This is a genomic window from Acinetobacter sp. 24-47-66, assembly GCF_056779755.1.
The window spans coordinates 29,770-41,799 of record NZ_JBWYIL010000003.1 but is presented as its reverse complement, the minus strand read 5'-3'; the positions used below and the strand labels follow the sequence as shown (position 1 = coordinate 41,799).

12 protein-coding genes and 2 tRNA genes are annotated in these 12,030 nt (G+C 37.6%); 8 read left to right on the top strand and 6 right to left on the bottom strand.

The window, feature by feature from the left end; genetic code table 11:
* The first annotated feature begins 102 nt into the window (after positions 1-102).
* Both AC1M84_RS04100 and ahpC read left to right on the top strand, forming a co-directional pair.
* Positions 103-597, top strand: coding sequence for a flavin reductase family protein (locus tag AC1M84_RS04100; protein WP_481592846.1), 495 nt, complete (start codon positions 103-105; stop codon positions 595-597).
* Positions 598-1,018: 421 nt separating this feature from the next.
* Positions 1,019-1,582, top strand: a complete 564-nt coding sequence (ahpC, locus tag AC1M84_RS04095) for an alkyl hydroperoxide reductase subunit C (protein ID WP_035267594.1) — start codon at positions 1,019-1,021, stop codon at positions 1,580-1,582.
* A 45-nt stretch (positions 1,583-1,627) separates the two neighbouring features.
* Here ahpC and AC1M84_RS04090 read toward each other — a convergent pair whose 3' ends face one another.
* Positions 1,628-2,551 carry a LysR substrate-binding domain-containing protein gene (locus tag AC1M84_RS04090; protein ID WP_481592847.1) on the bottom strand — a complete coding sequence of 308 codons (924 nt, stop codon included), beginning with the start codon at positions 2,549-2,551 and terminating at the stop codon, positions 1,628-1,630.
* Between the two features lie 123 nt (positions 2,552-2,674).
* The gene (gene ycaC / locus AC1M84_RS04085) at positions 2,675-3,301 is read right to left on the bottom strand and encodes an isochorismate family cysteine hydrolase YcaC (protein WP_035267592.1); all 627 of its coding nucleotides are present in this window, start codon (positions 3,299-3,301) and stop codon (positions 2,675-2,677) included.
* Positions 3,302-3,601: 300 nt separating this feature from the next.
* On the opposite strand from ycaC, the gene AC1M84_RS04080 reads away from it, so the two are divergent.
* From AC1M84_RS04080 to AC1M84_RS04070, 3 genes are all read left to right on the top strand, one after another.
* A complete protein-coding gene (locus tag AC1M84_RS04080) occupies positions 3,602-4,471 on the top strand; it encodes a pirin family protein (protein ID WP_035267590.1) in 870 nt (289 codons plus the stop codon).
* 448 nt (positions 4,472-4,919) lie between these two features.
* Positions 4,920-6,218 carry an FAD-dependent oxidoreductase gene (locus tag AC1M84_RS04075; protein WP_481594487.1) on the top strand — a complete coding sequence of 433 codons (1,299 nt, stop codon included), beginning with the start codon at positions 4,920-4,922 and terminating at the stop codon, positions 6,216-6,218.
* 8 nt (positions 6,219-6,226) lie between these two features.
* Positions 6,227-7,066, top strand: a complete 840-nt coding sequence (locus AC1M84_RS04070; RefSeq protein WP_481594486.1) for a class I SAM-dependent methyltransferase — start codon at positions 6,227-6,229, stop codon at positions 7,064-7,066.
* A 49-nt stretch (positions 7,067-7,115) separates the two neighbouring features.
* On the opposite strand, the gene AC1M84_RS04065 is transcribed toward AC1M84_RS04070, so the two are convergent.
* The 3 genes from AC1M84_RS04065 to AC1M84_RS04055 form a co-directional block, all read right to left on the bottom strand.
* A tRNA-Thr gene (locus tag AC1M84_RS04065) sits at positions 7,116-7,191 on the bottom strand.
* 177 nt (positions 7,192-7,368) lie between these two features.
* Complete coding sequence (locus tag AC1M84_RS04060; protein WP_035267585.1) at positions 7,369-7,596, bottom strand: hypothetical protein; 228 nt, start codon at positions 7,594-7,596, stop codon at positions 7,369-7,371.
* Between the two features lie 206 nt (positions 7,597-7,802).
* Positions 7,803-7,893: transfer RNA gene (locus AC1M84_RS04055), tRNA-Ser, on the bottom strand.
* A gap of 123 nt (positions 7,894-8,016) precedes the next feature.
* Here AC1M84_RS04055 and AC1M84_RS04050 point away from each other — a divergent pair.
* Complete coding sequence (locus AC1M84_RS04050) at positions 8,017-9,897, top strand: potassium transporter Kup (RefSeq protein WP_179999076.1); 1,881 nt, start codon at positions 8,017-8,019, stop codon at positions 9,895-9,897.
* Positions 9,898-9,968: 71 nt separating this feature from the next.
* Here AC1M84_RS04050 and AC1M84_RS04045 read toward each other — a convergent pair whose 3' ends face one another.
* A complete protein-coding gene (locus AC1M84_RS04045; protein WP_481594485.1) occupies positions 9,969-10,331 on the bottom strand; it encodes a hypothetical protein in 363 nt (120 codons plus the stop codon).
* A 300-nt stretch (positions 10,332-10,631) separates the two neighbouring features.
* On the opposite strand from AC1M84_RS04045, the gene AC1M84_RS04040 reads away from it, so the two are divergent.
* Both AC1M84_RS04040 and AC1M84_RS04035 read left to right on the top strand, forming a co-directional pair.
* On the top strand, positions 10,632-11,675 hold the full coding sequence (locus AC1M84_RS04040) for a DNA/RNA non-specific endonuclease (RefSeq protein ID WP_481594484.1): 1,044 nt from the start codon (positions 10,632-10,634) through the stop codon (positions 11,673-11,675).
* Positions 11,676-11,748: 73 nt separating this feature from the next.
* Positions 11,749-11,994 carry a hypothetical protein gene (locus AC1M84_RS04035; protein ID WP_179999072.1) on the top strand — a complete coding sequence of 82 codons (246 nt, stop codon included), beginning with the start codon at positions 11,749-11,751 and terminating at the stop codon, positions 11,992-11,994.
* Positions 11,995-12,030: the final 36 nt, after the last annotated feature.

Sequence of the window (12,030 nt, the reverse complement as noted above, 5' to 3'; positions counted from 1 at the left end):
CTTTAGCTGTGTTTATTTTCTACATTCAAGATGGATCATCTGTGCAATCACCTATATCCTAGGTTCGCACGAGTTTAGCAGTTTATATTTGAGAAGAGAAAAATGGTTGAAGCTTCAGACTACAGAAACGCAATGTCTTTATTAACCACTGCAGTCAATATTATTACAACAGCTGGTGAAACAGGACAGCATGGTTTCACGGCGTCTGCTGTATGTAGCGTTACTGATTCACCTGCTACACTTTTGGTGTGTATGAATCAATCATCCCGATCTCATCAGTATTTTATTGAGAACAAAGTTTTATCTGTCAATGTGCTCAGTTCTCAACATGAGTCTCTTTCAAATGCTTTTGCATCGAGTCAATTGAGTGCAGAACAACGTTTTGGATTAGCCCAATGGGGTAAATTGAAAACAGGTTGCCCGGTCTTAAAGGACGCTTTAGTCAGTTTTGATTGTGAGATTGAGCAAATTCAACAAGTGGGCACACACAGTATTTTTATTTGCCGAGTTGTAGCTATTCAACAAAGCTCGCAAGAGGAAAGTCTTGTCTATTTTAATCGATCTTATCATCAGGTTAATGCAAAAGAGGAAGTTTAATGAGCTAGAGCAGCAAGATTTTCAATCGTTTCATATAATGATTATAGAAATAGATCAGCGCTTGATTAATGATCTCGGGAAAAGATGGTGAATCGTAAGCCTCGAACAGTGAGCTTTCATAGTGTGAGGTTAAGCCCAATGGATATTACTCGAATTGTTTATGATCATACAGAGTGAATGATCTTTCTCTTTGGGATGAAAAAAGACAAGTATTATTTTCAAAAATTTGAAACCAATTGAATAAATTTCAAAAAATAAACAGTGTTTTATATTTGATTCATTCTCTTAAAGAAATATATTAACTTTTAAATCTAGAAATTCGATTGTTTTTATAAATACTTTCGGTTTTACCAATTTAATCATCTTTTGTATTCTCTATTTCAATGAAGCAACACTCTCACAAAGAAATAGAGGAAAACACATGAGTTTAATCAATACTGAAGTCAAACCATTCAATGCAACTGCTTATCAAAATGGTGAGTTCATTGAAGTTTCTGAGCAAGATTTTAAAGGTAAATGGTCTGTTGTCTTTTTCTATCCTGCAGATTTTACATTTGTATGTCCAACAGAATTAGGCGATCTTGCTGATAACTATGCTGAATTCCAAAAGTTAGGTGTAGAAATTTATGGTGTATCTACAGATACTCATTTCACACATAAAGCTTGGCATGATACTTCTGATGTGATTGGTAAAATTCAGTATCCACTTATTGGTGACCCAACGTGGACATTGTCTAAAAACTTTGATGTATTGATTGAATCTGAAGGTTTGGCAGATCGTGGTACATTTGTAATTGATCCTGAAGGAAAAATTCAAATTGTAGAGATTAATGCAGGTGGTATTGGTCGTGATGCTCAAGAACTTCTTCGCAAAGTGAAAGCGGCTCAATATGTTCATGCTCACCCAGGCGAAGTATGTCCTGCGAAATGGAAAGAAGGTGATGCTACACTTGCACCATCAATCGATCTTGTTGGTAAGATCTAAATTAAGTTGAAAAGTAAAGAACCAGCACGATGTGCTGGTTTTTTATTAAGAGGCATAACCTTCTTGATTTTGTGCTGCTTGTCGTAAACCTTCAACCAAGTGGTCGATGAGTTTTTCCATCACGAGTCGTTGTCCTTTACGTGATGCATAAACGAGTTGCACAGTCCCTATATTTGAGCACCAGTCAGGCAAGATGTGTATAAGCCGTCCTGCTGCCAAATCCTTTTGCACTGTAAGATAAGGTAGATCTGCAATACCTAATCCATCCATTACTGAATAATACACACCAGCCAAATCATTACTTTTAATACGTGGTTGTAATGGAATTTCAATGAGATCATGCCCTTCAATTCGGTGCAAATTCCATTGATAATGAGTTTTTTGAGTGCCTAAAACAATTGTTGGAAAATCATTGATTTCAGTTGGATATTCTAAAACGCGACCCTGTAAAAGCTCAGGGGTTGCCACTAAACAATGAGTGGTTTTGATGACATCACGAACCACGATGGTGGAGTCTTCATTGGCAGAAAAATTAGTTCTGATCGCCAAGTCAATATCATCGTGCAATACATCTACGCGTCGGCTGGTTAATTCCATCTCGACTTGAACTTGTGGATAGCGCTTCAAAAAATCATTGAGTAAAGAGCGAATTTGATAACGCATCATTACGGGTGGGCAACTAATTTTAACTAGACCCTGAGGTTCACTTTTCTGTTTAAGTAAAACATTATGAGCGCAATCAGCTTGGTTGATTACTTTTTCACATTCTTGAAAAAATTCTTGACCTAAAGGCGTTACTTTGAAATGGCGAGTAGAACGTTGAATGAGTGTGACATTAAATTTTGCTTCGAGTTCTAAAATACGTCGACTAAGCTTTGATTTAGTTATATTTGACGCGTCACTAGCAGCACTGAAACCGCCGTATTTAACGACCAAATAAAAATAGTAATAGTCATCAAATGAATGCAATTTTCACCTCGACGCCTGATCCGATAAAGTTTAAGCATAGGTTAAACTAAGCCGTTCAAGAAATCATCTTGGGTTTTGAATATGGTAAAAAAAAAGCGACCCAAAGGTCGCTTTTATTAAATATTATTTTTTAGTGGTGTTCTTTACATAGCTAACCATTAAGTTTTTATAGTCAGGAATATGCTCACCGAATAAAGCACCTAAACCTTCGATATCATTACGCCAGTCACGATGTAACTCACCTGCAGCACCAAACCATGTCATAAGTTGAGCACCTGCTTGAGACATGCGGTTCCATGCAGCATCGCGCGTAATTTGGTTGAATGTACCAGATGCATCAGTAATCACGAATACATCAAAGTCTTCAGCAAGAGCTGAAAGTGTAGGGAATGCAACACATACTTCAGTCACAACACCAGCGATGATCAGTTGTTTTTTACCTGTCGCTTTAACAGCATTTACAAAATCTTCGTTATCCCAAGCATTGATTTGACCTGGACGCGCGATATATGGAGCATCAGGGAACATTTCAACTAATTCTGGAACGAGTGGACCATTAGGACCATCTTCAAAACTTGTTGTTAAAATTGTCGGCAAGTTAAAGTATTTTGCTGCTGCTGCGAGTGCTAAAACATTGTTTTTAAACTTATCAGGATCGATATCACGTACAAGAGAAAGAAGACCTGTTTGGTGATCGACTAAAAGCACTACTGCATTATCTTTATCTAAACGAACGTAAGGTTTGCCCATTATTATTAGCCTCTATGATGTTAGTAAGTGTGAATACGTATCAATGAACTCGTATTCAGTCACCAGTTATATTAGACTGAAAATGAGATAAATTTGTGACCATTTTTAGGATAATTAGTCTTATTAATAGGAATATTGTAATCATGAATTTAAAATTTCAGTGAATAGTCACATATATGAATTAATTTAGATTATTATAATCATAAAAATAGGAATCTGTGTGGCAGTAAAGCTCTTTTTATTTTCTGTGCAAAGTCTAAAATGAGCGCATGTTCATCCTATCGAATATAGGAGTAAAAGATGAAAAGAGTAATTGGGGTTTATCGTAACCAACATACACATTGGGTTGGTGATGGTCTGCCAGTGCGTAACTTATTTTCTTATGATCGGTTAGGTCAAGCACTTAGTCCTTTTTTGTTATTAGATTACGGTGCACCACATCACTTTGAGCCAACGACACGTCAGTTAGGTGTTGGTTCACATCCTCATCGCGGATTTGAAACAGTGACTATCGCCTATCAAGGTGGTTTGGCACATAAGGATTCCAGTGGCGGTGGTGGTGTTATCGAGGCAGGAGATGTGCAATGGATGACTGCTGGGGCTGGATTGGTTCACGAAGAGTTTCATTCTCCTGAATTTGCTCAAAAAGGTGGAATTCTTGAAATGGCACAGCTTTGGGTCAATCTACCAGCCAAAGATAAAATGACTCAACCACGTTATCAAGCGATCACATCTCATGATATTCCAACAATTACCATGGATGATGATGCTGGTCACATCCGTGTAATTGCGGGTGAGTTTGGTGGTCATTATGGTCCTGCTGAAACATTTACTCCAATAAATGTGTGGGATGGTCAGCTTAAAGCTGAGTATGAAACATTCATACATGTTCCTGTAGATCACAATGTATTGGTTGTAGTGTTGAATGGTGAACTCGTAATTAATGGGACTCAAAAAGTTCTAGACAGTTCAATTGTGATGTTTGCTCGTGATGGTGAGGCAGCAATTCAATTGCAAGCATATAAAGATACACAATTTTTAGTGCTTACAGGTGAGCCACTAAATGAGCCAATTCAAGGGCATGGACCATTCGTCATGAACACCAAAGAAGAAATCATTCAAGCTTTTCATGATTTCAATAATGGTAAATTTGGTGAAATTGCACGTTAATTGGAACGACAAAAGCGGAAATATCATTTCCGCTTTTTTTGTGATCATCATTTTAAAAAAATAAAGGACCTCTATCCCACACAACAGAGGTCCTTATACGCTGTAATTTATATTTATTTTCTAGATCACATTCTATTTGTGCTTCTTATTAATGTGATGTAGTTCTCATTTTCAAAACAATGATAATGCATTTTTTTTAAGCTGTAAACTAAAAAATTAAATTATTGGTGAAAATATCTATTTTGTTTTTAAACATATTTTTTAATTTCTTAAAAAATACAAGTGTATTAAATATTTAGCGTATGACGAATAGTGTAGCAAGAATTTTACGTAAATTTATTTGATTAAAAATTAATCAAAAACAAATAAAATCTGGAAGTTTTTAATAGCAAGTTTCAAAGTGTTCTATCGCATAATTAAAAAAATTTTTAATGCTTGGATCATAATTTTGAAAATTGCAGTGATTGGAAGTGGTATGGCAGGGTTGGCAACTGCGAGAATTCTCAAGGATGCTGGTCACCAGATCACAGTTTTCGAGGCGCTTCCAGGGCGTGGTATGGATAGTTATAGTCTTGAGTATGAAGGTGGGATTATTGATTCGCCATTACGTGTCATGAATCCAATGCTCTGGAAAAATACATTGAGTCTTGCCACACATTTGGGTCTCAACACTTTTCCAGTACGTACATATATGTCATGTAGCTGGTTATTTGAAGATAAAATCGAAACTTGGCTGACAACATCACGTTCACGCATAGGCAACTTTCCAATCATTAACAATCGAAAAGGATTAAAGCAATATGGCATCCGTTTAGTGAAAGGGATGTTACAACTTAGATCTGCATTGAAGCAGTTTTTTAAATCTAAAAATCAAGATATCACTTTAGATGAGTTCGTTAAATATAACCAAATAGAAGAAGTATTTTGGAATGGGGCAGTCATGCCTGTCCTATTTACCATTTGTACATGTGATGCAAAAACCATTGGTGAATGGCCAGCAAAACCATTGTTGATTTTCTTACGCCAACTGACGGATGGAGATGCACTCCTTCGAATTCAAGGTGGGACGCCAGCTTTCGTTGATAAATTGCTGGAAGATATCGATTTAAGAAGTGGGCAGCCCATTACTCGTGTACAAGAGCAGGGTGATTTAGTCTATGTGGAAAATGAAGCAGGTGAATCTGACTTATTTGATCGCGTGATTGTCGCGACACCAACAACAAAAGTTCATGAGTTTTTAGATGCTGAACAGTTTGCGGATGATATTGCACTTCTCAAACAATTTAAGTTTGTTGATGGTGAATTGGTCATTCATACTGATTCAGTGGTAATGCCTGTGAAGCGTAAAGATTGGTGCGTATTGAGTTATATGATGGATCGTAAATTTACTAAACAGCATTTCACTGTTTGGCTGAATTCGATTGAGCCAACATTAGTGGGTAAATCTCCTGTTTTTCAAACTTGGAATCCAGTAATTGAGATTGATCCTAAAAAAGTAATACATAAAGTGAAACTCACTAGAGCTGTTGTAGACCGACATACTCTACCACTAACGCATGAGTTGAATGCTCTTCACCAACAACAAGGTCGTAAAGTATTTTATTGTGGCTCTTGGTCATGTGATGGATTACCAATTTTGGAGTCAGCGGTGACTTCAGCAATGGATATAGCAAAATTACTCGATGCGCCGTTACCATTTTTAGGTTTAAAGCCTAAGGTACAGGTTGCACCAGAGTTAGGATATTAAGGGATTGAATGAAGAAGCTCCAAGCATGGATGAAAGCCCCTCGACATAAATATGCGATCAATGCAGCTTTATTGGGGGATTACCGTAATTGTGCTTGGAGTAATTTAGGTCTGTGGAAAACTGACCAGCTGAATTATCCACAAGCCTGCGAGTTACTCGCAATAACCCTTGCTCAATCTATTGATTTAAATTCAAAAGATAAATTAATTGATTTAGGTTGTGGACAAGGTGCTAGCCTAATTTTATGGAAAGAAAAATTTCAAATCGAATACTTGGAAGGAATTGAATTACAAGAATATTATGTAAATCATACGCGTAAGTTTTTACCTCATGTCAATCGGATCTCGCAGGGAACATTTTTAAATTTAGAATCTAGATCATTTGAATTTAAATTTGATGCGGCAATTTGCATCGATGCTGCTTATCACAGCAATTTGAATTTATTTCTTCGTTCTATAGATGGGGTTTTGAATTCAAAAGGACGCTTAGCATTTCATTATCTTGCTTTGAATTCAAAGTTCTATACTTTGAGTCCTCTAGCGCAATTGAAAGTTAAATTATTATTAAAAGCAGCTGACGTTCAACTGAACCATTTGCACTCATTCGATGAAACGCAATCAATCTTAGTGCAAACGGGTTTTAGAGATATACATATTCAAGATTTGAGTCACGAGGTATTTGCAGGATTTGCAACGTATATTCAGAGTGATATTTTTAAAAATAACATCCAAGCTCATTCGTATCACGTTTTAGATTTGGCAAAAATTAAGATGACAGCAAAGTTGTGTGCGAAACTTTATCAAGAGGGGATCGTGCGATATGTACAAGTGAGTGCAAGTAAAAAATAAATCATCAAAAACAACAAAGCCTCACTAAAAAGCGAGGCTAAGTATAAAATGGTGCCGGCACACGGATTCGAACTGTGGACCTACTGATTACAAGTCAGTTGCTCTACCAACTGAGCTATGCCGGCAACGTGGAGAGAATAATAGCGTTTTTTCACTAAAACGCAAGTCAAAAATTAATCGATTAATTAAAATTGAGCAGGATGAATTGTTTTTGCTTTATTTTTGATCGTCTTTTCTCCTCATTTTATAGTGATGCCCGTCATAGCGTGTACAGGCATCTTGAGAAAATTTTATAGGATCAGCTATTTGTTTTTTAGAATACGATCAAGGTCTTGTGCACACTCTTCAAGAGTATAAGCCATATCAAATTGCATTTGAGGTTTTAACTCTTGTGCTAATTTTCTCCATTGCTCAATTAATCTTAGCGCTTTTTGAATTTTGTGTTTATTCACATCTTTAGCGATAGTGGGTGTGTAGCCACCACGTTTTGCATTTTTAATTTGTTTTACATAGTTGGCGCTGTTATTCATATTATCTCCGGAATAGCAGGTTCTCTATTTTATAGGTGTGCAAAAATCATCTATTTGAATAACGTTGTTAGGTTGTTCAGCTCCTTAAGTATTGTTTTTATTAACTTAACATGATGTTGATGACAGTAAAATGAAGCGAGATACGTGCCAAAAGCGAAGTTTTAGGCGAAAAAAAACCGAATCTCATGATTCGGTTTTTTAAATTCTGGCGGTGAAAGAGGGATTCGAACCCTCGATACGCTATTAACGTATACACACTTTCCAGGCGTGCTCCTTCAGCCACTCGGACACTTCACCAAGGCGTGCGATGATAACTAAAAAAAAAGCAGATGCCAAGTTGAAACAATTGATTTAAAGAAAAAGTTTTTAGCCAGTGATATGATTGCCGAAAAATTCTGTCGAATGCATGAAGACTAAAATATGCAAAGCACTGCAAAAAAAGCCGCACTTCCTGCGGTAACATTGGCAGCATTAGGGGTGGTGTTTGGTGACATTGGAACCAGTCCTCTGTATGCATTGCGTCAATGCTTCCTTACGGCTCATATTGCAATTACTGAGGCAACCGTTCTGGGCATTTTGTCGCTCATTTTCTGGTGCATGATGCTCACCATCAGCTTTAAATATGTCTCAGTCATTATGAAGGCAGATAACAATGGTGAAGGCGGTATTATGTCGCTTCTTGCCTTAAATCTACGTTCAACTCGTATTGCAGATCAGCGCAAAATTTATCTCATTGCCTTGGGCTTTATCGGTGCATCACTGTTTTTTGGTGATGGCATTATTACCCCAGCAATTTCTATTTTATCTGCGATTGAAGGTTTAAGTATTGCGACACCGATGTTTAATCAATGGTTATTACCATTGGCCGTCGGTATTTTAACAGCACTGTTTTTAATTCAGCGCCACGGCACGGCGACCATGGGTAAGTTCTTTGGACCAATCACATTATTGTGGTTTGCATCTATTGGACTATTAGGCTTATGGAGTGTTATGCAAACACCGTTCGTGTTGGCAATGATCAGTCCGCACTGGGCGTTTGGCTTTATCATCAACCAACCTTTTGTTGCATTCCTCACGATGGGTGCCGTCATTTTAACGATGACGGGGGGTGAAGCACTATATGCAGATATGGGACATTTTGGTCGCATGCCCATTAAGCTTGCTTGGTTTGTGATTGTATTGCCAAGTCTAGTTTTTAACTATGCGGGTCAAGGTGCTTTACTTTTACGAGACCCAAATGCAATTGAGAACCCATTTTACCTGTTGGTCCCTGATTGGGCTTTATTTCCAATGATTGGTCTTGCAACCGCTGCTGCTGTGATTGCCTCACAAGCGGTGATTACGGGCGTATTCTCAATGGTCAATCAAGCGATCCAATTACGCTATTTACCGCGTTTAACCGTGCAACACACCTCTGATATTGAACAAGGACAAATCTATGTCCCATTCATCAACTGGGTATTATTTATTTCAGTCATTATTCTCATTTTATTATTTGAAAATAGTGCGAATCTTGCCAGTGCCTATGGTGTAGCAGTGACCATGACTATGCTGTGTGGTACGATTTTAATTTCGATTTTAGCTTATGGCGTTTGGCGCTGGCCTGTTTGGAAAGTAGCCCTTTTTGCTGTGCCTTTATTGATCATCGACCTCATTTTTGTTGCTTCGACTTCTTTAAAAATTGTTGGTGGTGGATGGGTGCCAATCTTGATTGGTGCAATTGTATTTACCGTTTTAATGACGTGGAAAGATGGCCGTCAAATCGTACTTAATAAGCTTGAGTCTGATGCGTTACCTATTGATCTCTTTATTCAAAGTGTCAAGATGAGTGATGAAACTCTGATCGTTCCTGGGGATGCAATTTTCCTCACAGGAACACCTAATATCGTTCCTCATGCGATGTTGCACAATATTAAGCATAATAAGGTTCTACACGAACGTAATATGATGATTACGGTCATTACTAAAGATGTACCTTATGTACCTGATATTGAGAGAATTCGTGTAGAGAAGATGGATAATCGATTCTTTAGGATTTTTGTATATTATGGGTTTAAAGACCAACCCAACATTCCAGTCGCGCTGAAAGCGGCATATGAGCAGTTAAATTTTGAATTTGATATGATGCAAATTAGTTTCTTTATTTCACGTGATCGTCTGATTCATACCGTGGGAGAAGGAATGGCGCCATGGCGTGAAAAATTATTTATTTCAATGCAGCGGAATACGAGTCCTGTGAGTGATTTCTATTTAATTCCTCCAAATCGCGTGGTCGAAATGGGAAGCCAGATCGAAATCTGAGTAAGCGTTTGCTAAAATTTTGGATATAAAAAAACCGCCTCTAAGGCGGTTTTTTTATTAAGTCTAATACCTTACTCAGCCACTGGTGCTTCTACAGGCGCTTCTTCAGTTGCATTTACTTCAGGTTGAGCTGGAACTGCAGTTTGTGCTTGAGGAGCAGTTTCTTCTGCTTCAGCAGGTGGTAAGTTTCCAATAGGCGCTTTCGCATCAGCAGGCGCTTGTGTTGTAGCACCTTCAGAAATAACTTTCATCTGACCATTAGCTAATACTTCTTGTAAAGTACCAGGCTGACCATTCACTGTTGTTACGACTTTAGCTTTAGAAAGGCTTTCCAAAGTTTCGCCAGCTTGAACTGGTGGCTCAGCAAATGCACTTGCACTTGCCAAAGATAAACCCATTACTAATGCTGTCAAAGAAGTATGTGATAATTTCATAGTGTCCTCACTTTCAATTCTTTTAATTTACTAAATAACTTTTATAGCATCTCACAAGTAATTGATGTAATTCAATCAAATACACGTAAAACCTTAAAGAGTATTAAAAAACTATTCTATAAAAACAACAATTTGTTACTTATTTTGAGTGATATTTGAACGGAATGCGAAGATCCTTTATTCACTTGAAAATTCACTTAATGTACTTCAAATTCATAGCTTGTTAAGCTGTGGCCGGTTTTGAATAAAGCCCACGCATTGGGCCAGAAGTTGAACACGGAATGAATAGGTAATCTGAGTTTGAATAATATTGTGGTAAAAGCTGTATTAGGTATTGTTGCAGCAGGAAGCTTTGCAATTGCTTTCGGTCAAGAAAAGTTGTCTTCATATCTGCCATTTTCAGGTTCGGTTAATAATACAGCTTGTCTAAATCAATTTTATCGCCAAGAGCCACCTTATTTAATCAAAGAGAGCTTAAATAAAGATCGCTACCCATTATGCTTTAATGGATTCACCACTATGTATTCTGGTGTCTCAAAAACACCATTATGGGTAGCTGAATATCTGAATCCAGATCGGCTGAGCCAAAAAATAAAAAGAGAAGACAGTTTCCATGAGGAGACTCGTGTAGCAGAAAAGCATCGAGCATTATTATCAGATTATCGTGGGTCGGGATATGACCGTGGTCATATGGCTCCAAATGCTGATATGCCAAATAAAGCTGCACAGTACGACAGTTTTTCTTTAGCCAATATGGTTCCTCAAGCTCCGCAGAATAACCAACAAATCTGGCGAGAAATTGAGGAAGCGACACGTGCAATCGTTACGAAGCAGAAACATGATGTGTATGTGATTACCGGGCCTGTATATAGTGGCAAAAAACTGAAAACTATTGGACGCGGTGTTATTGTTCCAACAGCGGTGTTTAAAGCCGTGTATATACCTAAAACAGGTGCTATTGGCGCATATTACGCTCCCAATAATAATTCACTACAGATGCAAGTGGTCAGTGTATGTCAGTTAGAAGAAGTGCTTGGCATGAATTTGTTTCCTCAACTTACATCTGAGCAAAAGCGAAATACTTATAAATTGCCATTAAAAGCCAATCAGGTCAAAGCCCAACAAGCCATAGAGTATTCGCACTGGGATGCCGAAAGCCAATGTGCAGTTGATATCTCAACAGATCAACTCAAAGCGCTGCAAAAAGAGTTTAGTAGTCAAAGCGTACCTGTCAATACAACCGCAACGAATCAAGAGGCTAAGATCGATGAACAAGCACAAGATGCAATCGTGAAAGAGTTGGTTCAAGCGTTGTTGCAATATTTATTACAAATCCTTAAATAAAAAAAGCTCGAATTCGCCCTGAAGATTCATTTATCTTCAGGGATTGATATTTATAAACTTAAAGAGATTTGCCATGTTTAAGCCTTTTGAAAATGGGACTGAGTCACATTCCATTCATGACTTGACGCTTGAAAACGATCTTGATCGTGTGAGTATTTATGGCAACTTGCAAATCACCAAAGATCAAGCCGGTTTAGCCGCTGCGAAAGCGTTAAAACAATATTTAGATGCAATGGTCATCTACTTAGAAGATCAAAAAAATTTAGCAGAAAAAATAGAAACGACGGCTGAGAATGAAATAGAAAATCCTTTCTTGTGATTCATCAATCATCTTTGGACTGAAGACTTAAATTCA